Source organism: Streptomyces sp. NBC_00271 (genome assembly GCF_036178845.1).
Classification (GTDB): domain Bacteria; phylum Actinomycetota; class Actinomycetes; order Streptomycetales; family Streptomycetaceae; genus Streptomyces.
Window position 1 is genome coordinate 3,674,075 of the sequence record NZ_CP108070.1, and the last position, 22,061, is coordinate 3,696,135.

Sequence of the window (22,061 nt, forward strand, 5' to 3'; positions counted from 1 at the left end):
CATGATATTCATGTCGGGTCGGCGAGGGGTGGCTCGGCAATCGGCTGGGGGACGAGTGACGGGCTTCTTGTTGCTGCGCGTTCGGGCGCATCGGGTGCTGCTCGGCGCCGCCCTGCTCGCGGTGCTGCTGACCACCTCGGTACTCGCCGCCCTCGCCGCGTTCTCCGCCTCGGTCGGGGACGCGGCGCTCCGACAGAACCTGAGCGGCCCGGCCGCGACCTCCGCCTCGCTCGTCATCAGCGCCGACGTGCCCCGCGGCCGGGACGAGGCGGCCCAGGACGCGGCGGTCCGCGGCGCGCGCCGGACCTTCGCCGGGCTCGCGGTGACCGTACGGACGTTGCGCGGCTCGGGGCCGTACGCGCTGCCCCGTTCCCTCCAGGGCACCGATGGCCGCGCGGGGCAACCGGACCTCACCCACTTCGCCGCCCTCGACCGGTCGCGGATCAGGCTGGTCGCGGGCACACTGCCCGGCCCGGCCCCGGCGGCGCGCACCGCACCCGTGCCCGTCGCACTGCCCGAAGTCGCCGCCGACCGGCTGAAGGTGCGGCCCGGCGCGCGGATCGCCCTGACCGACCGGCTGGGCGGCGCGCCCCTGACGGTCCGGGTCACCGGCGTGTACCGGGCCGCCGACAGCGCGGATCCGTACTGGCAGCTGGACACCCTCGGCGGTCACGGGGTGCGCACCGTCGACTTCACCACCTACGGCCCGCTGCTCGCCGACCCGTCCGTCCTCGCCTCCCGCACCTCCGCGGGCACCACCGGGTGGGTGGCGACGGCCGACTACCGGAACCTGACCACCGACGGCATCGACGCACTGCGCGAGGCCGCGGCGCGCGAGCCCGAAGCACTGGGCAGGAACCCGGCGTTCGGAGCCGGCGCGACCGTGCGGACGGCGCTGCCCGCCGTGCTCGACAGGACCGGGCGCGCGCTGCTCGTCTCCCGGTCCACGTTGATGATCGTCTCCGTCCAGCTGGTGCTGCTCGCCGGGTACGCGCTGCTGCTGGTGGCCCGGCTGCTCGACACCGAGCGGGCGGGCGAGACCGATCTGCTGAAGGCGCGGGGTGCCTCGCGCCGCCGGATCACGAGCCTCGCCGCGCTGGAGGCACTGCTGCTTGCCGTACCGGCGGCGGTGGGTGCCGCGCTGGTGTCCGGCCCGCTGGTACGGCTGCTCGCCCGGTGGTCGTCCCTCGACCGGACCGGGGTCCGGCTCGGGGACGCTCCGGTGCTCCAGGTGTGGCTGGTCGCGGCCGGGGTCGCGGTGTGCTGCGCGGCGGCGGTCGTGGCGCCCGCACTGGCCGCGACGGCGGGTGCGCCGCGGCTGCGGCGCGTGCGGGCCGCGGCGGGCGCGGCGCCGGTGCGGGCCGGGGCCGATGTGGGGCTGCTGTTGATCGCGGCGGTGGCGTACTGGCAACTCGACCGGCAGACCGGCTCGTCCGGTGGCGGCGCGCTCAGCCGTGACCGTGCGGGCGATCTGGGCATCGATCCGCTGCTGGTCGCGGCGCCCGCACTGGCCCTGCTGGCCGGCACGGTGCTGACGCTGCGGCTGCTGCCGCTGGCGGCGCGGCTCGCGGAGCGGCGGGCCGCGAGCGGGCGGGGCCTGCCGGCGGCGCTGGCGGGCTGGCAGTTCAGCCGACGTCCGCTGCGGGGGGCGGGGCCAGTGCTGCTGCTGGTCCTGGCCGTGACGACCGGGATGCTGGCGATCGGGCAGAGCGCGTCGTGGCAGCGGTCGCAGGGCGACCAGGCGGACTTCGGGACGGGTGCTGCCGTACGGGTGCTGGACGGCAGGCCGGGCAGCCCCGGCCAGACCGGTCTGTACGCCGCGCTGCCCGGGGTACGGGATGCCGCTCCCGCCTATCGCGCCACCACGGACCTCTCCGGCGGCCGCAGGGCGACGGTGCTCGCTCTGGACACGGCGCACGCCGGGGAGGGGATGCTGATGCGCGGCGACCTCGCCGACGAGCCCGTGAAGCGGCTGCTGCGGGGTCTCGCGCCTCGGGAGAAGGCGGCCGGACCCTCGGTGTCGCTGCCCGACGGCACCCGGCGGCTCGCGCTCGACCTGCGGATCACCAACGAGACGGCGGCAACGGGCGGGACGACGGCCGCGGGTGCAGGGGCCAAGGCGGGGCGTTCTCCTTCCGGACTCGCGCCCCTGGTCACCGTCGTCGTCGAGGACGGCTACGGCATCGCGTACCGGCTGAGCGCCGGGAAGCTGCCCGTCGACGGCCGGGTCCACCGGGTCACCCTCGACCTGGACGTGTCGGCTTCGGGCGCCCGCGCCACGCCGGCCGGGCCACTGCGGCTGACCGGGCTGCAGCTCGACGGCGCGGTTCCCGCGGGCGAGCCCGAGCAGCACCGGCTCACCGTCGTACGGATGCTGTCCACGGGCCCCGACGGAACGGCCCGGGCGGTCACGGTGCCCGCCGAGGTGCGCTGGCGGGGCAGCAGGACCGAGACGGCGGACGGAGCGGCGCTCCCGTCGACGGCCCTGCGTCCGGCCGCGTCGAGGACGGCGCCGCTGACGGTCTCGTACGGGACGGGCAACGCGCCCGGGAGCGACGAATGGGCCTCCGGTCCGCCGGAGTTCACCGTCCGCCTCGACACCGCGCGGGCCGCGCCCCCGGCGCGGATCGCGGCCGTCGCCACCCGGGCGTTTCTGCGCGCGGCCGGGACCGAGCCGGGCGAGAGCATCGACGTGACGCTGGACGGGGAGCGGCTGCGGGTGACGATCGTGCGGTCGGTGAGCGAGCTGCCGACGACCGGAACGGGCTCGGCCTGGGCCGGGGCCACCGCGGACGCGGCGGGAGCATCGGACGGAGCGGCGGACGAGGGCGGGGCGGAAACGGCGGACGGGGGCGCGCTGTTGCTGGATCTGCGCGCCGTGAACGCCGTGTTCGCACAGCGCGCACGCGCTCCGCTCGCACCCGCCGAATGGTGGCTGAGCACCGCACCCGGCGAGGCCGCGAAGGTCGCGGCCGCGCTGCGGGCGCGCCCCGACATCGAGCCGGACCAGGTGCTCGTACGGGACGAGGCCGCGGACCGGCTGCTGGGCGACCCGCTCGGCGCCGGGCCGCGCGCGGCGCTGCTGGCGGTGGCGGTGGCCGCGGCGGCCCTCGCCGCGGGCGGCTTCGCGGTGGGCACCGCGGGCTCCCGGCGCGAGCGGTCCGCGGAGTTCGCCGTGCTCAGGGCCCTGGGCGCGGGCCGCCGGGAACTGGCCCGGCTGGTCGCCGTGGAGCAGGGCCTGCTGATCGGGGCCGGTCTGCTCGCCGGTCTCGGCCTCGGCACCGTCCTGACCCGGGCGGTCGTCCCGCTGATCGTGCTGACGCCGGGGGCCGCGCGACCGGTCCCCCGCGTCCTCGTCGAACTCCCGGTGTCCCAGGTGGCACTGCTCCTGGTGGGCGTCGCGGCGCTGCCCCTGCTGATCAGCGCCGCGACGGCCGTCCGGCGCGCCGACCCGGCGGTCGCGCTCCGCCACCAGGGGGACAGCTGAGATGGCCTGGTGGAAGCAGCGCACGGAGCGCGGTGTGGCGCCCTGGGTGCGTACGCGGCTGCGGACCGCCCCCGGGGCGGCCGTCGCGTTCGGAGTGCTCGTGCTGGTCACGGCGTTCCTCGCGGCGGCGCTGCCGCGGGCCCTTGACGCCTACGAGACGAAAGGGCTGCGGCAGGAGATCGCCGGGGCGCCCCCGGCCGCCACCTCGGTGGAGCTGAGCGCACCGCAGCCGGGGCTGGAGATCGCGCAGGCCACCCGGGAGAAGGCGGTGCGGCCCCCGGCGCTCGCGGCCGTCCGACGCGCGGCGCTGGCCAGGCTGCCCGCGCCGCTGCGGGCGGACACCACGGAGTCGGCCTACGGGGTGCGGACCTCCAAGAGCCTCGTCGGACTGAACTCCTGGCTGCCGGTGATCGACGCGCCGCCCCGTTTCACGCTGGCCGCGCAGTCGGAACTCGCCGCCCACTCCACCGTGCGCGGCGGACGTCTCCCCACCGCCGCCGGGGAGGTGACGGCGGACACCAGGAAGGTCGAGGCCGCGGTGACCGAGGCGACCGCCCGGACACTGCGGCTGCGGGTCGGTTCCGTCATCGACGTGGACGGCTTCGGGGGCGCGCCGCTGGTCGTGCGGATCACCGGGATCGTGGAGCCTCGGCATCCGCAGGGCGGTTACTGGTCCGCGGAGCCGGTCCTGCGCACCCCGGGCGTGGCCGCGGACCCGTCCCTCCCGCCGCAGTTCTACTGGGACGCGGGCCTCCTACTGGCACCCGGCGCCGCCCCGGTGCTCCTCGACAGCCAGGGACAGCCGGAGCTGTACTGGCGGTTCGCCCCCGCCACCGGCCGGCTCACCGCACAGGACGTCCCGGGGCTCGTCTCCCGGATCGCCTCCCTCGAGGGCGGGCCCGAGCTGCTGCGGATGCGCGAGGTGGCCGGGGGCACCGCGGCCGTCGCCACCGATCTGGAGACGGTCGTCGGCTCCTACACGACGACCCGCACGGCGATCACGCCCGTCGTGGCGGTCGGGGCCTTCGGGATCGGCGCGGTCGCCGCCGTCGTCCTGGGGATGGCCGGCGGCCTGGTCGCCACCCGCCGGGCCGCCGAACTCGCCCTGCTGCGTGCGCGGGGCGGCTCGCTGCGCGGGATCGCCGGACGGCTCCTCGCCGAGACCGCGGTCGTGGCGGTGCCCGCGGCCGCCGCCGGTCTGCTGCTCGCCGTACTCACCGTCGACGAGGCCCGGCTGCTGCCCGCCGTGCTCGGGGCGTCCGCCGTCGCCCTCCTCGCCTGTGCCGTACTGCCGGTGCGGGCGGTCGTGGCGCACCGCAGGCCGCGGGCGCACGCGGAGCGCGACGATCTCGCCCACGCCAGGCCCGGCAGGCGCCGCACGGTCGCCGAACTCACCGTGCTGGTGCTGGCCGTCGGCTCGGTCGTGGCGCTGCGGCGGCGCGGCGCGTCCAGCTCGGGCGACCTTCTGGTCAGCGCCGCTCCGGTCCTGGTCGGGCTGATCGCGGCGCTGGTGCTCGTACGGCTGTATCCGCTGCCGCTGCGGTGGGCCGCCCGCCCGGCCGCGCGAGGGCGCGGGGTGGTCGGGTTCCTGTCGCTGGCCCGCGCGGGCCGGTCCTCGACGGTGGGCGTCGCGCTGCCGCTGCTGGCGCTGCTGCTGGCCCTGACGACGGCGGCGTTCGGGGGTTCCGTGCTCGCCGGGGTGTCCGACGCCCGGGACCGGGCCGCGCTGCTGGCGACCGGCGCGGACGCGCGGATCGCGGGGCCGGGCGAGGTGACGCCGCTCCCGGCGGGCGTGGCAGGGGCGGTAGGCAAGGTAGCGGGCGTACGCGCGGTGACGGCCGTGCGGATCGAGCGCACGGCGGAGCTCACCTCCGGCGGGGCAGGGGCGAAGGAGGGTCTGACGCTGATCGGGGTCGAGCCGGTGTCGTACGCCCGGCTGGCCCGGCAGACGGGCCTCGGGGCCTTCCCCGCGGATGTGTTGAAGCCGAAGGGGACCAAGGGTGCGGGGACGGGGCGTGTGCTGAACGCCGTCGCCTCCCCCGGCCTCGCGGAGCGCCTGGGCCGCGCCCCGCGTCGGATCACCTCCCTCGCCGGTGACATCACCGTCCGGATCGCCGCCGTACGCTCCCGCACCCCCGCCGCCCCCGGCGCCGACTTCCTGCTGGTCGACGCCGCGGGCCTCACGCACTCCGAGCCGACGACGCTGCTGGCGACCGGTGCCGCACTCGACGCACCGGCCCTGCGGACGGCCGTGCGCGGCGCCGGGAAGGGCCTCACCGTGACGTCGCGCGGCGAGGAACGGGCGGCGCTCGCCGATGCGCCGTTGCAGGCGGGCGCCGAGCGGATCTACACCACGGCCGCCCTGGCCGGTGCGGGATACGCCGTACTCGCCCTGCTGCTCTCCCTCCTTCAGTCCGCGCCGGAGCGGGCCGCGCTGCTGGCCCGGCTGCGCACCATGGGCCTCACGCCCCGCCAGGGCCGTCGGCTGCTCAGCCTGGACGCGCTGCCCCAGGCGCTGCTCGCGGCCTCGGGCGGGGTGCTCGCCGGCTGGGCCACGGTCCGGCTGCTCGCTCCCGGCATCGACCTGGAACGTCTCGCGCTGGCCACCGCGGCGGGCCGAGTGCCGGTGGTCGGCGCGTCGCTGCGTACCGACGTGTGGTCGCTGCTCCTGCCCGCGGCGGGCACGGTGCTGCTGGCGTGGGCGGTGGCCGTCGCGCAGGCCTGGTGGGCGGGGCGCCGTACGTCGATCACCGAACTCAGGACAGGAGGCATGCGATGACCGGTACCACGACCTCGCGGACGAGCCTGGCGGAGCTGGAGCATCGGGCGGCGGCGCGCCGCGACCGGGCCGCGTACGGGCGGGACGCCCTGATCGCCTGCGACCGGCTGGTCCGTATCTTCTCCGGCCGGTCGGCCGGGGGCGACTCCCCTGGGCGCGGCGGCTCCGCCGGGGTGGAGGTGCAGGCGCTCCAGGGGCTCGATCTGCTGGTCCAGGAGGGCGAGTTGATGGCGCTGGTCGGCGCCTCCGGCAGCGGCAAGTCGACCCTGATGAACATCCTCGCCGGCCTCGACGTGCCCACCGCGGGCGCCGCGCGGGTCGCGGGCCGCGACCTGCTCACGATGAACGCGAAGGACCGGCTGCGCTACCGCCGTGAGGTGGTCGGTTTCGTCTGGCAGCAGACGGCCCGCAATCTCCTGCCCTATCTGACGGCGGCCCAGAACGTGGCGCTGCCCATGCAGTTGAAGGGCGGCCGGGGCCGCGGGAAGCGGCGGGCCGAGCGGGCGGAGGAACTGCTCGCGATGCTCGGCGTCGCCGACTGCCACGGCCGCCGTCCGTCGCAGATGTCCGGCGGGCAGCAGCAGCGGGTCGCGATCGCCGTGGCCCTCGCCAACTCGCCGTCCGTGCTGCTCGCCGACGAGCCGACCGGCGAACTCGACTCGGCGACCGGCGCGGAGGTCTTCGCGGCGTTCCGCCGGGCCAACGAGGAGCTGGGCACGACGATCGTGATCGTCACGCACGACCAGGCGGTCGCCGGGGAGGTCCGCCGCGCGGTCGCGATCCGTGACGGCCGTACCTCGACGGAGGTGCTGCGCCGCACGGAGGTCGACGCGGAGGGCCAGGAGTCCCTGGTGGCACGGGAGTTCGCGACGCTGGACCGGGCCGGCCGGCTCCAGCTGCCCGCCGAGTACACCGCGGCCCTCGGGATGGAGGACCGGGTGATGCTGGAACTGGAGCAGGACCACATCGGGGTCTGGCCGGACGACACCGGGCGCCCGGCCGACTGACACCGCCACGACGACGCACCACGGGCCGCCCGACCTGCTGAGAACGCACCACGGCGCCCACCACAGTCCGGTCGGGGACAAGGCAGGCGCCGCGTTCAGTTCCGTACGCCGTTGTACGGGACGTTTGTTGGGGTGGAGCGTCAGACCATCAGCGAGCGGTCCGTCGGGCGGATCGGAGCCGGCAGGTCGCTGGCCCCGGTCAGGAAGCGGTCGACCCCGCGGGCGGCCGAGCGGCCCTCCGCGATGGCCCAGACGATCAGCGACTGGCCGCGGCCGGCGTCACCGGCGACGTACACGCCGGGCACGTTGGTCGCGAACTCGGCGTCGCGGGCGATGTTGCCGCGCGCGTCGAGCTCCAGGCCGAACTGCGAGACCACGCCGTTCTCGACGTCGGTGCCGGTGAAGCCCATGGCCAGCGTGACCAGCTGGGCGGGGATCTTGCGCTCCGTGCCCGGCTTCTGGTTCAGCTTGCCGTCGACGAACTCGACCTCGGTGAGGTGCAGCCACTGGACGTTGCCGTCCTCGTCGCCCTCGAAGTGGGTGGTGGAGACCGAGTAGACGCGGTCGCCGCCCTCCTCGTGCGCGGAGGTGACCTTGTAGAGCATCGGGAACGTCGGCCAGGGCTGGCCCGGGCTGCGCTCCTCGCCGGGCTGCGGCATGATCTCCAGCTGCGTGACCGAGGCCGCGCCCTGGCGGTGGGCGGTGCCCACGCAGTCCGCGCCGGTGTCGCCGCCGCCGATGACCACGACGTGCTTGCCCTCGGCCGTGATCGGGGGCGCCACGTAGTCGCCCTCCTGCACCTTGTTGGCCAGCGGCAGGTACTCCATGGCCTGGTGGATGCCCTTGAGCTCGCGGCCGGGGACCGGGAGGTCGCGCGCGGTCGTCGCACCGGCGGCGATGACCACGGCGTCGTACCGCTTGCGCAGGTCCGTCGCCTTGAGGTCGCGGCCGATCTCGATGCCGGTGCGGAAGCGGGTGCCCTCCGCGCGCATCTGCTCGATGCGGCGGTTGATGTGCCGCTTCTCCATCTTGAACTCGGGGATGCCGTAGCGCAGCAGGCCGCCGACGCGGTCGGCACGCTCGTACACGGCGACCGTGTGGCCCGCCCGGGTGAGCTGCTGGGCGGCGGCCAGACCCGCCGGGCCCGAGCCGATGACGGCGACGGTCTTGCCCGACAGGCGCTCGGGGATCTGCGGGGCGACGTCGCCCGTGTCCCACGCCTTGTCGATGATCGAGACCTCGACGTTCTTGATGGTCACGGCGGGCTGGTTGATGCCGAGCACACACGCCGACTCGCAGGGAGCGGGGCACAGGCGGCCCGTGAACTCCGGGAAGTTGTTCGTGGCGTGCAGACGCTCGGACGCGGCCCCCCAATCCTCGCGGTAGGCGTAGTCGTTCCACTCGGGGATCAGGTTCCCCAGCGGACAGCCGTTGTGGCAGAACGGGATCCCGCAGTCCATGCAACGGCTGGCCTGCTTGGAGATGATCGGGAGCAGCGAGCCCGGAACGTAGACCTCGTTCCAGTCCTTGACGCGCTCCTCGACGGGGCGGGTCCTGGCGACCTCGCGGCCGTGGTTCAAAAAGCCCTTGGGATCAGCCATTGGTCGCCGCCTCCATCATCTTCTCGGTGATCTCGGACTCGGGGAGTCCGGCTCGCTCGGCGGCGTCCTTGGCGGCGAGCACTGCCTTGTACGTGCTGGGGATGATCTTGCTGAAGCGGGACGCGCCCCCGTCGATGCTGTCCCACTCGGCCAGAAGCTTCTCGGCGACGGTCGAGCCGGTCTCCTCCTGGTGGCGGCGCACCACGTCGTGCAGCCACTGCTTGTCGGTCTCGTCGAGGGCCTCGACGGCGCCCGCGTTGCCGGCGTTGACGTTGTCGCGGTTCAGGTCGACGACGTACGCGATGCCGCCGGACATGCCGGCCGCGAAGTTGCGGCCCGTCTCGCCGAGGACGACCGCGTGACCGCCGGTCATGTACTCGCAGCCGTGGTCGCCCACGCCCTCGGAGACCACCGTCGCGCCGGAGTTGCGGACGCAGAAGCGCTCGCCGGTGCGGCCGCGCAGGAACAGCTCGCCGCCCGTCGCGCCGTACGCGATGGTGTTGCCCGCGATGGTCGAGTACTCGGCGAGGTGGTCGGCGCCCCGGTCGGGACGGACGATCACCCGGCCACCGGAGAGACCCTTGCCGACGTAGTCGTTGGCGTCGCCCTCCAGGCGCAGCGTGACACCGCGCGGCAGGAAGGCGCCGAAGGACTGGCCCGCGGAGCCGGTGAAGGTGATGTCGATGGTGTCGTCGGGCAGGCCCCCGCCACCGAACTTCTTCGTCACCTCGTGGCCGAGCATGGTGCCGACCGTGCGGTTGATGTTGCGGATCGCGACCTGGGCGCGCACGGGCTGGGCGTCGGCCTGGGTGTTCGCGGCCAGCGCGTCGGCGGCGAGCTTGATCAGCTCGTTGTCGAGCGCCTTCTCCAGACCGTGGTCCTGGGCGATGACCTGGTGGCGCACCGCGCCCTCGGGCAGGTCGGGCACGTGGAAGAGCGGGGACAGGTCCAGGCCCTGCGCCTTCCAGTGGGTGATCGCCCGCTCCACGTCGAGGTTCTCGGCGTGGCCGACGGCCTCCTCGATGGTGCGGAAGCCCAGCTCGGCGAGGATCTCGCGGACCTCTTCGGCGATGAACTTGAAGAAGTTCACGACGTACTCGGCCTTGCCGGCGAAGCGGTCGCGCAGCACCGGGTTCTGGGTGGCGATGCCGACCGGGCAGGTGTCCAGGTGGCAGACGCGCATCATGACGCAGCCGGAGACGACGAGCGGCGCGGTCGCGAAACCGAACTCCTCGGCGCCGAGCAGCGCGGCGATGACGACGTCACGGCCGGTCTTCAGCTGGCCGTCGGTCTGCACGACGATACGGTCGCGCAGGCCGTTGAGCAGCAGCGTCTGCTGGGTCTCGGCGAGGCCGAGCTCCCAGGGGCCGCCCGCGTGCTTCAGGGAGGTGAGCGGGGAGGCGCCCGTACCGCCGTCGTGGCCGGAGATGAGCACCACGTCCGCGTGCGCCTTGGAGACACCCGCGGCGACCGTGCCGACACCGACCTCGGAGACCAGCTTGACGTGAATCCGCGCCTGCGGGTTCGCGTTCTTCAGGTCGTGGATCAGCTGGGCCAGGTCCTCGATGGAGTAGATGTCGTGGTGCGGGGGCGGGGAGATCAGGCCCACGCCCGGGGTGCTGTGCCGGGTCTTGGCGACCCAGGGGTAGACCTTGTGGCCGGGCAGCTGGCCGCCCTCGCCGGGCTTGGCGCCCTGCGCCATCTTGATCTGGATGTCGTCGGCGTTGACCAGGTACTCCGACGTGACGCCGAAGCGGCCGGAGGCGACCTGCTTGATCGACGAGCGGCGCGCCGGGTCGTAGAGCCGGTCCGCGTCCTCGCCGCCCTCGCCGGTGTTGGACTTGCCGCCCAGCTGGTTCATGGCGATGGCGAGGGTCTCGTGCGCCTCCTTGGAGATGGAGCCGTACGACATGGCGCCGGTGGAGAAACGCTTGACGATCTCGCCGACCGACTCGACCTCGTCGATCGAGATCGGCTGGCGGTCGGACTTGAAGCCGAACAGGCCACGGAGCGTCATCAGGCGCTCGGACTGCTCGTTCACCCGGTCGGTGTACTTCTTGAAGATGTCGTAGCTGCCGGAGCGCGTCGAGTGCTGGAGGCGGAAGACCGTCTCCGGGTCGAACAGGTGCGGCTCGCCCTCGCGGCGCCACTGGTACTCGCCGCCTATGTCGAGGGCCCGGTGCGCCGGGGCGATGCCGGAGGCGGGGTAGGCCTTGGCGTGCCGCGCCGCGACCTCCTTGGCGATGACGTCGAGACCGGCGCCGCCGATCTTGGTGGCGGTGCCGTTGAAGTACTTCTCGACGAAGGCCCGGTCGAGGCCGACGGCCTCGAAGACCTGGGCGCCGCGGTAGGAGGCGACGGTGGAGATGCCCATCTTGGACATGACCTTGAGGACGCCCTTGCCGAGCGCGTAGATCAGGTTGCGGATGGCCTGCTCGGCCTCGATGCCGGTCAGGAAGGTGTCGGCGCGGACCAGGTCCTCGACCGACTCCATCGCCAGGTAGGGGTTGACCGCGGCGGCGCCGAAGCCGATGAGGAGGGCCACGTGGTGGACCTCGCGGACGTCGCCCGCCTCGACCAGCAGGCCCACCTGGGTGCGCTGCTTGGTGCGGATGAGGTGGTGGTGGACGGCCGCGGTGAGCAGCAGCGAGGGGATCGGCGCGTGCTCGGCGTCGGAGTGGCGGTCCGACAGGACGATCAGACGGGCGCCGTTCTCGATGGCGGCGTCGGCCTCCGTGCAGATCTCCTCGATCCGCGCGGCGAGGGAGTCGCCGCCACCGCTGACCCGGTAGAGACCGGACAGGGTCGCGGCCTTCATGCCCGGCATGTCGCCGTCGGCGTTGATGTGGATGAGCTTGGCCAGCTCGTCGTTGTCGATCACCGGGAAGGGCAGGGTGACGCTACGACAGGACGCGGCCGTGGGCTCCAGCAGGTTGCCCTGCGGGCCCAGCGAGGAGCGCAGCGAGGTGACGAGCTCCTCGCGGATCGCGTCCAGCGGCGGGTTGGTGACCTGCGCGAACAGCTGGGTGAAGTAGTCGAAGAGCAGACGCGGGCGTGCGGACAGGGCCGCGATCGGCGAGTCCGTGCCCATGGAGCCCAGCGGCTCACCGCCGGTGTTGGCCATCGGCGCGAGGATGATGCGCAGCTCTTCCTCGGTGTAGCCGAAGGTCTGCTGGCGGCGGGTGACCGAGGCGTGGGTGTGCACGATGTGCTCGCGCTCGGGGAGGTCGGAGAGCTCGATCTCGCCGGCTTCCAGCCAATCCGCGTACGGCTTGTCGGCGACGAGGGCGGCCTTGATCTCGTCGTCCTCGATGATGCGGTGCTCGGCGGTGTCGACGAGGAACATCTTGCCGGGCTGGAGGCGGCCCTTGCGGACGACCTTCGCGGGGTCGATGTCGAGGACGCCGACCTCGGAGCCGAGGACGACGAGACCCTCGTCGGTGACCCAGTAGCGGCCGGGGCGCAGACCGTTGCGGTCGAGGACCGCGCCGACCTGGGTGCCGTCGGTGAAGGTGACACAGGCCGGGCCGTCCCAGGGCTCCATCATCGTGGAGTGGAACTGGTAGAAGGCGCGGCGGGCCGGGTCCATGGAGTCGTGGTTCTCCCACGCCTCCGGGATCATCATCAGCACGGAGTGCGGGAGCGAGCGGCCGCCGAGGTGGAGGAGCTCGAGCACCTCGTCGAAGGAGGCGGAGTCCGACGCGTCGGGCGTACAGATCGGGAAGACCCGCTCCAGTCCCTTGTCCCCGAAGAGGTCGGAGACCAGCTGGGACTCGCGGGCCTGCATCCAGTTGCGGTTGCCCTTGACCGTGTTGATCTCGCCGTTGTGCGCGACGAAGCGGTACGGGTGGGCGAGCGGCCAGCTCGGGAAGGTGTTGGTGGAGAACCGGGAGTGCACGAGCGCGATCGCGGAGGCGAAGCGGCGGTCGGACAGGTCCGGGAAGAAGGGCTCCAGCTGGCCGGTGGTCAGCATGCCCTTGTAGACGATGGTGCGCGCGGAGAGCGACGGGAAGTAGACGCCGGCCTCGCGCTCGGCGCGCTTGCGCAGCACGAACGCCTTGCGGTCCAGCTCGATGCCGGTCGAGACGCCGTCCGTGACGAAGATCTGGCGGAAGGCGGGCATCGTGGAGCGGGCGGTGGCGCCGAGCAGTTCGGGGGCGACCGGGACCTCGCGCCAGCCGAGGACGGTCAGGTCCTCGTCGGCGGCGATCGTCTCGATCTGTGAGACGACATCCTCGATGCCGTCCTCGGGCAGGAAGGCGATGCCGACCGCGTACGCGCCGGCCGCGGGCAGCTCGAATCCGGCCACCTCACGGAGGAACGCGTCGGGCACCTGGGACAGGATGCCCGCGCCGTCGCCCGAGTCGGGCTCGGCGCCGGTGGCACCCCGGTGCTCCAGGTTGCGCAGCACGGTGAGCGCCTGCTCGACCAGCGCGTAGCTCGCCTCACCGGTGAGGGTGGCCACGAAGCCGACACCACAGGCGTCGTGCTCGTTGCGGGGGTCGTACATACCCTGCGCAGCAGGGCGAGCATCCATGAAGGACCAGTTCTGGCCATTCGTGGAGTGCTGGGACGGCTGGCGCGGCGTACGCATCGGCTCTCCCGTCGTCGTCGTGGCATATGCATGTGCCGAGGGACGACGTTGGCCCTCTGCTGGGGGTGCAAAATTTCGTGCAGGTTACATGATGGAATGGTTCTCGGGAACCGGATACTCCGTTCCAACATGCGGACACCGAGGGGTGGCGTGGGGGTCCCGCGCACGACGGTGGAGTTAAGGGGACCTAAGCGGACAGATCAGTGTCCGCGGGTCCGAAGGTACGGCGGGCAACGTCACCCACCGCACTGCAGCGGCGCAGGCCTCATTGCCCGCAGCGCTTACGGCTCATTCCCAGTGGTTAAGCGATCGAAACCAGGGAGTAACGGCTACTTATGCAGTCCCTTGCATAGGTGCGCGAGACATCATCCTACGGCGGTACCGAACAGGCTGCCCAGGAGGTATGTCACACCGGCCGCGGCACCCCCGAGCGCGAGCTGCCGGATTCCGCTGTACCACCAGGTTCGAGCCGTCACCCGGGCCACGATCGCGCCGCACGCGAAGAGCCCGATCAGCGCGAGCAGCAGCGCGGGCCACAGGACGGTCGCGCCGAGCAGATACGGCAGTACGGGGAGCAGGGCGCCCAGGGCGAAGGAGCCGAAGCTCGACACGGCGGCGACGGCCGGGGAGGGCAGGTCGCCGGGGTCGATGCCGAGCTCTTCGCGGGCGTGTATCTCCAGGGCCTGTTCGGGGTCGCGCGAGAGCTGCCTGGCCACTTCGCGGGCGAGCGCGGAATCGACGCCGCGTGACTCGTACAGCGCGGCGAGCTCGCGCTCCTCGTCCTGCGGATGCTTTCTCAACTCACGCCGCTCGACGTCGAGTTCGGCCTGGACGAGTTCGCGCTGCGAGGCGACGGAGGTGTACTCGCCCGCGGCCATGGAGAAGGCGCCGGCGGCCAGGCCCGCGAGCCCGGTGATGACGATCGTCTGATGGGAGACGGACCCGCCGGCGACGCCGGTCATCAGGGCGAGGTTGGAGACGAGCCCGTCCATCGCGCCGAACACGGCCGGGCGCAGCCATCCGCCGTTCACGTCCCGGTGGGTGTGGTTGTCGCGGTGCGCCACGTGCAGTGTCGCTTCGGTCTCGATGATGGACATACCGGTCCCCCAGGATCCGTCGATTGGACTGTTTCTACTTTTCGACAACCACGAAAGTACGCCTGGAATTTCTTCACCGCCAGCAAGGAAAGGCTGGGCTAACCTGCGGATTTACCCTCAAGCGCTCATCCGTGAAGGATCATGCACAGATGTCGACCGGGTGAATGAGGAGCCGCGGACGGCTCTCCCCGCCCCCTCCCGTGGGACACATCCCCAAAGGGCTCTGCGCCCTGAGAGGAGAGGCACCGTATGGCTTCCATCGCCTGCATTCCCTCCGTCCCGGCACCCGGGGACTCGGCCGCTCTGCGCGAGCGGGCCCGCGGCGCGCTGCTCGGCCTCGCCGTCGGGGACGCGCTGGGCGCGCCCGCCGAGAACATGAGGCCGTCGCAGATCCGCGCGAAGTGGGGACGGATCACGGGGTACGTCGCCGAGCACCCGGCCGGGACGGACGACACGGAGTACGCGATCTTCTCGGGGCTGCTGCTGGCCCGGCACGGTTCGGCGCTCACCGTGACGCATGTCGAGGCGGCCTGGCACCAGTGGATCGCCGACCGCGACGAGGGGCCGTTCCGGGGCGCCGGCTTCAGCGAGCGCGGCACCCTGGAGAACCTGCGCCGGGGACTCGCGGCCCCCATCTCCGCCCAGCACCGGCACGCCTGGAGCGACGGTCTGGCGATGCGCGCGGCCCCCTTCGGCGTCTTCGCGGCGGGCCGCCCGGCGGAGGCGGCCCGGCTGGTGGCGATCGACGGCTCGGTGAGCCACGAGGGCGAGGGCATCTACGGCGGCCAGGCGGTCGCGGCGGGGGTCGCGGCGGCGATGGCGGGCGCGGCCACGATCGCGGTGGTCGCCTCCGCGCTCGCCGTGATCCCGGACGACTCCTGGACGGCCCGCTCCCTGCGCCGGGCGGTGGCCGTCGCCCACCGCGGGGAACGAGCGGTCCGCTCGGCGGTCGTCATCGGCGGCTACCCCTGGACGGACCTGGCCCCGGAGGCCGTCGCCCTCGCCTTCGGCGCGTACGCCGCCGCCGACGGCGACTTCACCGAGTCCGTCCTCACCGCCGTCAACATGGGCCGCGACGCCGACACCACGGCCGCGGTGGCGGGTGCGCTGGCCGGGGCGACCCGGGGCGCCGCCGCGATCCCGGCGGACTGGGCGGCGGCGATCGGCCCGGCACGCGGCAGCTGCCTGCCCTCCATGGCGGGCCACCACGTACTGGACGTGGCGGAACTGCTCACCACGGGGGACGACGGGAAGTGGGGGACCGGGAGCACGGCACCTCCACCCCCCGACCCGTACGCCCTCACCAGCGATTACATCCTTGCCTACGACGATGACGAGGTGCAGCCATGAGACCCGGACTGGTGGGCGACGAACCCGGTACGGGATCGGCCTCGGCACCGGAAGCCGGGGGATCGGTCTCGATCGTCTCGATCTGCGACATCGAGGACTCACCCTCGACGACCGACACCGAGGGCTCACCCTCGACAACCGATACCGGGGACTCCTCCTCTACGGCCGACATCGGGAACTCACCCTCGCCGGACGCGGCCCCCCGTACCGAACCGGGCGCCGCCCCCGCACCCGCCCCGCGCCCCCGCCGGATCGAGGGCCTCCTGCTCGGACTGGCCGCGGGCGACGCCGCAGGCTGGCCCGCCGGCCGGCACCGCGCGGCCCGGATGCCCGAGTGGACCCGGCGGCTGACCCGCGAACTGGACACCTTCGCGGAACAGAACGCGACGACGACCCTGCCCGTGCCCATCGCGCTGAACCAGCCGCCGGAACCCCTGCGGCTCGGCCCGTCGGACGACGCCGAATGGGCGGCGTTCGCGGCCGAGGCCGTGCTGCGCGCCGGGGACCGCAGCGCGCTCGGCGACCTGAGCCGAGAACGCCGGATGCGGGCGTCCATCGACCTGTCCTGGAACGCCGTCGCCAGCGAGGTCGCCGCCGCCGCCGAGCGCGCCCCCGAGGTCGAGTCCGCGCTGCTCCCCCTCCGCGCCCGGATCTCCGTACGGGCGGGCCTCGGCAACCTCGCCACCGGGCTGCGCCCGCCCGCCACCGGCCACGACAACCCGCACTACTTCGACGACGCGGCCTGCGTACGGGCCTGCGTGCTCGCCGTGGCGCACCCGGGCGACCCCCGACTCGCCGCGGAACTCGCCGAGTTCGACGCCCGCTACACCCAGGACGGCGACGGGGTGCACGGTGCCCGCGCGATGGCCGCGGCCCTCGCGCTCGCCCTCGCCGGGGCCGACGTCGACGCCTGCGCGGACGCCGCCCTCGCCGAGCTCCCCGAGTCGACGGAGATCGGCCGCAACGCGCGGCACGCACTGCGGCTCGCCCGCGCCAGCGAGGACACCTTCGCCCTGGTCCCCCTCCTGGAACACCAGATCGTCGACCACGTCTACAGCTACGGCATCGCGGCGGCGGAGACCGTGCCGGTCGCCCTCGCCCTGGCCACCGCCGCACGCGGCCGGATCGCGGAGGCGGTGCCCGCCGCCGCCTGTCTGTCCCGGGTCGCGGACTCGGCCCCGGCCCTCGCGGGCGCGCTCACCGGCGCGCTGGGCGGCGGCGCCGCGATCCCGGCCTCCTGGCGCGACGCCTGCCGCATCCTGTCCGGCTGCGCGCTGCCCCGGCTCACGGGCACGGACCTGATCGGACTCGCCGACCTCCTGGAAGCGACGGAACTGGCCACCCCAGAGGGATGATTCGGGCATGACGCCCAAAGGAGAAGGATCGGGAACCCTCGACGAACGCATCACCGGAGCCCTCGTCGGAGCCGCCGTCGGCGACGCGCTCGGCGGCCCCGTCGAGGGCTACACCCCCGAGCAGATCGTCGAGCGGCACGGCGGCCGGATCCACGGCATCGTCGGCCCCTGGAACGGCGACGCCTGGCGCACCGCCCGCCCCATCGCCCCGTACCACAAGGGCGACGGACACGTCACCGACGACACCCTGATGACCCATGCGCTGGTACGCGTGTACGCCACCGTCCGCGACCACCTCGACGCGTACGCCGTCGCCGAGCACCTGGTCCCCGACCTCATGACGGGCCCGCGCTGGATCCCGGAACTGGAGGCCGAGGCCATCCCCCTCCAGCGGATCTTCCTCGCGGAGAAGTGGCTGGTGGCCCGCCTCCACTACGGCCATGTGGACCCCCGGGAGGCCGGCACAGGCAACATCGTCAACTGCGGCGCCGCGATGTACATGGCGCCGGTCGGCCTGGTCAACGCGGCCAACCCGGCGGGCGCGTACGCCGAGGCGCTCGACGTCGCGGGCGCCCACCAGTCGTCGTACGGGCGGGAGGCGGCGGGCGTCTTCGCGGCAGGGGTCGCGGCGGCGTGCGCGCCCGGGGCGAGCCCGGACTCGGTCGTCGCGGCCTGCCTGTCCCTGGCGAAGGACGGCACCCGGTCGGCGATCGAGGCGGTCTGCGAAGTCGCCGCCCGCCACACGGACTTCGAGTCGGCGCTGATCCCGCTCCGCGAGGCGGTGGCCCCCTACGACACGGTCGGCCCCGACTACCGCTCCCCCTCCCTCGCCGCCCGCCGCCCCTCCCGCCTCCACGCGATCGAGGAACTCCCCGTCGCCCTGGGCATGTTGGTGGTGTCCGGGGGCGACTACCGGCACGCGGTCCTCGGCTCGGTGAACTACGGCCGCGACTGCGACTCCATCGCCACCATGTCCGGCGCCCTCGCCGGTGCCCTCGGCTCCGAGATCCCCCACGACTGGGCCAAGACGGTCGCCGAGTCCAGCCGCCTGGACCTGCACGCCCCGGCGACCGCCCTGACCGGGGTGACCCGCGAGATCTTCGCCCGCGACGTGGGCCGTCGCCGCGCCCACGAGTCCGCGTACGCCGAGCTGACGGGGACCCCATGATGCTCCGACTGACCTGGGTCCAACCCGAGGACCTTCTCGGCCACGAACTCGCCCAGGCGTACCAGGACGGCCGCGCACCGGAGGCGATCGCCGCCCGCTGGCACGCGGCGGGCGGCCCGGAGGCCCCACCGCGCGCAGGCACGTCCCCGACCCCGGCCTCGCGGTACCTGCGCGCACTGGCGGGCGACCTCCTGGACGAACTGGCCGAGCTGCCCAGCGGGTTGGCGGATGCGGAACCGACGGACCTGGGACAGATCAGGGCCCACTGCCCGGACTGGCCCGCCCGGCCCGTGCCCGCCCCAGCCCCCACCCAGACCCACCTGGAAGCCGCGTGGCTCGGTAGAGCGGTCGGTTGTCTGCTCGGCAAACCGGTGGAGAAGCTCCCCCTCGAAGGGATCCGCGACCTGGCCCGGGCCGGCGGAAACTGGCCTCTGCGCACCTGGTTCACCGCCCGGGGCGTACCCGACGACCTCCTCCGGACCCACCCCTGGAACAGACGCTCCGCCCCCACCTCCCTCGCCGAGAACATCGACGGCATGCCCGAGGACGACGACCTCAACTACCCGGTCCTGAACCTCCTGTTGCTCCAGCGGTACGGCAGGGACTTCACGACCGCCGACGTGGCCCGCCTCTGGCTGGACGAACTCCCCGCCGGCCGCACGTTCACCGCCGAACGCGTCGCCTACCGCAACCTCCTCACCGGCATCGAACCCCCGCACACGGCCCACCACCGCAACCCCTTCCGCGAATGGATCGGCGCCCTGATCCGCGCCGACGTCCACGGCTGGACCAACCCCGGCGATCCGGCCGCCGCCGCGGAAGCGGCCCACCGGGACGCCACCCTCACCCACACCGCGAACGGCGTGTACGCCGCGATGTTCACGGCGGCCACCATCGCCGAGGCGGCCACCGGCCACGGCGACATCCACGCCAGCCTGCGCACCGGCCTCACCGTCGTACCCCCCGCCTCCCGACTGGCCGAGGCGATCCGCCACGCCGTCCACCTCGCCCGCACCACCGAGGACTTCGACACGGTCGTCGACGCACTGCACACCACCCACCGCGCCTACCACTGGGTCCACGCCCTCCCCAACACCGCCCTGATCGCCGCCGCCCTCACCCACGCGAACGGCGACTTCTCCGGCTCCATCTGTCGCGCGGTGTCCGGTGGCTGGGACACCGACTCCAACGGCGCGACGGCGGGCAGCGTCGCGGGCCTGCTCACCGGCGCCCCCGCCGCGCTCCCCGACCGCTGGACCACCCCCCTCAAGAACCGCCTCGCCACCTCCGTCGCCGACTTCGACGGCATCGGCTTCGACACCCTCGCCCAGCTGACCCACCAGCTCACGCACCGGGAGACCCGTCACCCATGACCCATATCGCCGTGCTCGGCAGCACGAACATGGACCTCGTCGCGTACGTCGCGAAGGCCCGGGCGGCGGCCGCGTCCCCGTCGGTGCGGCGCGTCGGCGCCTCGTCCTCGATGCCGTACCGCTCCGAGATCGACGCCCAGGCCGCCTCGAACAACCGGCACAGCGCATGAGCGGGCATACGGGCTCGGAGGCGGGGACGGATCGCGGTCCGCTCACCGGGCTGCGCGTCCTCGACCTCGCCACCCTGTTCGCCGGACCGCTCGCCGCCACCATGCTCGGCGACTTCGGCGCGGAGGTCGTCAAGGTCGAGCACCCGGCCAAGCCCGACCCGTCCCGGGGCCACGGCCCGTCGAAGGACGGCATCGGCCTGTGGTGGAAACTCCTCGGCCGCAACAAACGCACCATCACCCTCGACCTGTCCAGGCCCGGCGGCCGCACCACCCTCCTGCGCCTCGCCGCCACCGCCGACGTGATCATCGAGAACTTCCGGCCCGGCACCCTGGAGAAGTGGGACCTGGGCTGGGCGGAGCTGTCGGCCGCCAACCCCCGCCTCGTCCTCGCCCGCGTGACCGCCTTCGGCCAGTTCGGCCCGTACGCGCACCGCCCCGGCTTCGGCACCCTCGCCGAGGCGATGAGCGGCTTCGCGGCGATCACCGGCGAACCGGACTCCCCGCCGACCCTCCCGCCCTTCGGCCTGGCCGACTCGATCGCGGGCCTGGCGACGGCGTACGCCGTCATGGCCGCGCTCCGCGCCCGCGACGCTTCGGACCTCGGCCAGGTGGTCGACATGGCGATCATCGAGCCGATCCTCACCGTGCTCGGCCCACAGCCGGTCTGGTACGACCAGTTGGGTTACGTCCAGCCCCGCACCGGCAACCGCTCCGCGAACAACGCGCCCCGCAACACCTACCGCACGGCGGACGGCTCCTGGGTCGCCGTCTCGACCTCCGCCCAGTCGATCGCCGAGCGGCTGATGCGGCTGGTCGGACGCCCGGAGCTGATCGAGGAACCGTGGTTCGCGACGGGCGCCGACCGGGCCCGCCACGCCGACGTCCTGGACGAGGCGGTGGGCACCTGGATCGCCCGCCACCGCCGCGCCGAGGTCCTGGACGCCTTCGAGAAGGCGGAGGCGGCGGTGGCCCCGGTCCAGGACGTACGGGATGTGATGGAGGACCCGCAGTACGCGGCCCTGGACACGATCACCACCGTCGCCGACCCCGAACTCGGCCCCCTGCGCATGCAGAACGTGCTCTTCCGGCTCTCCACCACCCCCGGCGCGATCCGCTGGACGGGCCGCCCCCACGGCGCCGACACGGACGCCGTCCTCACCGAACTCGGCCTGTCCGAGGCCGAGATCACCGCCCTCAGATCGGAAGGCGCCCTATGAGGATCCCGGCCCTCCCGCTCACCTGGCTCTACGCCCCCGGAGACCACCCGGAGGTGGTGGCCAAGGCCCTTGTCTCCGGCGCGGACGTCGTCCTGATCGACCTGGAGGACGCGGTCGCGCCGCATCGCAAGAAGTACGCCCGCGCCGCCACCGCCGAGTTGCTCTCGAGCCCTCCCCCGGTCCCGGTCCACGTCCGCGTCAACGCGCTGGACGGTCCCCTCGCCGAGGCCGACCTGAAGACGCTCGCCCCGCTTCCAGGCCTCTCCGGCCTCCGGCTGCCCAAGGTGACCTCCCCGGCCGATGTCGTCCGGGTCGCCGAACACTCGGCCCCCTCCGAGGGCGGCGCGATCCCCCTGTACGCCCTCCTGGAAACCGCCCTCGGTGTCGAACACGCCTTCACCATCGCCGCGGCCCACCCGGCGGTGCGCGGCATCGGACTGGGGGAGGCGGATCTACGGGCCGACCTGGGCGTTCGGGAGGACGCGGGCCTGGACTGGGCCCGCGCCCGGATCGTGGTCGCCGCCCGGGCCGCCGGCCTCGCGCCGCCCACCCAGTCGATCTACCCGGACATCCGGGACCTCGAAGGCCTCGCCGCCTCCTGCGCCCACGGGCGCACCCTGGGCTTTCTCGGCCGTGCGGCCATCCACCCCCGCCAGCTCCCGGTGATCGAACACGCCTATCTCCCGACCCCGGCCGAGGTCGAGACCGCCGAGCTCATCGTCAAGGCCGCCGTCGCCGAGCCGGGCGCCCAGGCCCTGCCCGACGGCCGCTTCGTGGACGCGGCGGTCGTGGCCTGCGCCCGCCGCACGCTGGCGCTGTCCCGCCGGAAATGAGCGAAGGGGGGCGCCGCGTCCTCGGACGCG

At 73.7% G+C, this 22,061-nt stretch carries 13 protein-coding genes; 10 read left to right on the forward strand and 3 right to left on the reverse strand.

The window, feature by feature from the left end; translation table 11 throughout:
• The first annotated feature begins 55 nt into the window (after positions 1-55).
• Genes OG798_RS17155 through OG798_RS17165 form a run of 3 tightly spaced genes read left to right on the forward strand, consistent with a single transcriptional unit; the run spans position 56 to position 7,273 of the window.
• Positions 56-3,487, forward strand: a complete 3,432-nt coding sequence (locus tag OG798_RS17155) for an FtsX-like permease family protein (protein ID WP_328757281.1) — start codon at positions 56-58, stop codon at positions 3,485-3,487.
• A gap of 1 nt (position 3,488) precedes the next feature.
• Positions 3,489-6,266: an ABC transporter permease gene (locus OG798_RS17160; RefSeq protein WP_328757282.1), complete on the forward strand. Its 2,778-nt coding sequence runs from the start codon at positions 3,489-3,491 to the stop codon at positions 6,264-6,266.
• Entirely contained in the window at positions 6,263-7,273 is a 1,011-nt protein-coding gene (locus OG798_RS17165; protein ID WP_267061503.1) for an ABC transporter ATP-binding protein, read from the forward strand. Before OG798_RS17160 ends, OG798_RS17165 begins: the two co-directional genes overlap by 4 nt.
• 140 nt (positions 7,274-7,413) lie before the next feature.
• On the opposite strand, the gene OG798_RS17170 is transcribed toward OG798_RS17165, so the two are convergent.
• The 3 genes from OG798_RS17170 to OG798_RS17180 form a co-directional block, all read right to left on the reverse strand.
• On the reverse strand, positions 7,414-8,874 hold the full coding sequence (locus OG798_RS17170; protein ID WP_095855199.1) for a glutamate synthase subunit beta: 1,461 nt from the start codon (positions 8,872-8,874) through the stop codon (positions 7,414-7,416).
• Entirely contained in the window at positions 8,867-13,468 is a 4,602-nt protein-coding gene (gltB, locus tag OG798_RS17175; RefSeq protein ID WP_179436608.1) for a glutamate synthase large subunit, read from the reverse strand. Before gltB ends, OG798_RS17170 begins: the two co-directional genes overlap by 8 nt.
• 365 nt (positions 13,469-13,833) lie before the next feature.
• A complete protein-coding gene (locus OG798_RS17180; RefSeq protein ID WP_095855197.1) occupies positions 13,834-14,565 on the reverse strand; it encodes a VIT1/CCC1 transporter family protein in 732 nt (243 codons plus the stop codon).
• A gap of 249 nt (positions 14,566-14,814) precedes the next feature.
• On the opposite strand from OG798_RS17180, the gene OG798_RS17185 reads away from it, so the two are divergent.
• From OG798_RS17185 to OG798_RS17215, 7 genes are read left to right on the forward strand one after another with little or no spacing between them, the layout of a single operon-like run.
• Positions 14,815-15,915, forward strand: coding sequence for an ADP-ribosylglycohydrolase family protein (locus OG798_RS17185; protein WP_097226203.1), 1,101 nt, complete (start codon positions 14,815-14,817; stop codon positions 15,913-15,915).
• Complete coding sequence (locus OG798_RS17190; RefSeq protein WP_107424629.1) at positions 15,912-17,270, forward strand: ADP-ribosylglycohydrolase family protein; 1,359 nt, start codon at positions 15,912-15,914, stop codon at positions 17,268-17,270. Before OG798_RS17185 ends, OG798_RS17190 begins: the two co-directional genes overlap by 4 nt.
• A gap of 7 nt (positions 17,271-17,277) precedes the next feature.
• Complete coding sequence (locus OG798_RS17195; RefSeq protein WP_095855195.1) at positions 17,278-18,438, forward strand: ADP-ribosylglycohydrolase family protein; 1,161 nt, start codon at positions 17,278-17,280, stop codon at positions 18,436-18,438.
• Positions 18,438-19,811, forward strand: a complete 1,374-nt coding sequence (locus tag OG798_RS17200) for an ADP-ribosylglycohydrolase family protein (RefSeq protein WP_328760039.1) — start codon at positions 18,438-18,440, stop codon at positions 19,809-19,811. Before OG798_RS17195 ends, OG798_RS17200 begins: the two co-directional genes overlap by 1 nt.
• Positions 19,808-19,981 (forward strand): hypothetical protein, encoded by a 174-nt coding sequence (locus OG798_RS17205; RefSeq protein ID WP_179436607.1) that lies wholly within the window; start codon positions 19,808-19,810, stop codon positions 19,979-19,981. Before OG798_RS17200 ends, OG798_RS17205 begins: the two co-directional genes overlap by 4 nt.
• Positions 19,978-21,198 carry a CaiB/BaiF CoA transferase family protein gene (locus OG798_RS17210; RefSeq protein WP_328757283.1) on the forward strand — a complete coding sequence of 407 codons (1,221 nt, stop codon included), beginning with the start codon at positions 19,978-19,980 and terminating at the stop codon, positions 21,196-21,198. The genes OG798_RS17205 and OG798_RS17210 overlap by 4 nt, the downstream gene beginning before the upstream one ends.
• Positions 21,195-22,031 carry an HpcH/HpaI aldolase/citrate lyase family protein gene (locus OG798_RS17215; protein ID WP_183127389.1) on the forward strand — a complete coding sequence of 279 codons (837 nt, stop codon included), beginning with the start codon at positions 21,195-21,197 and terminating at the stop codon, positions 22,029-22,031. Before OG798_RS17210 ends, OG798_RS17215 begins: the two co-directional genes overlap by 4 nt.
• Positions 22,032-22,061 lie beyond the last annotated feature (30 nt).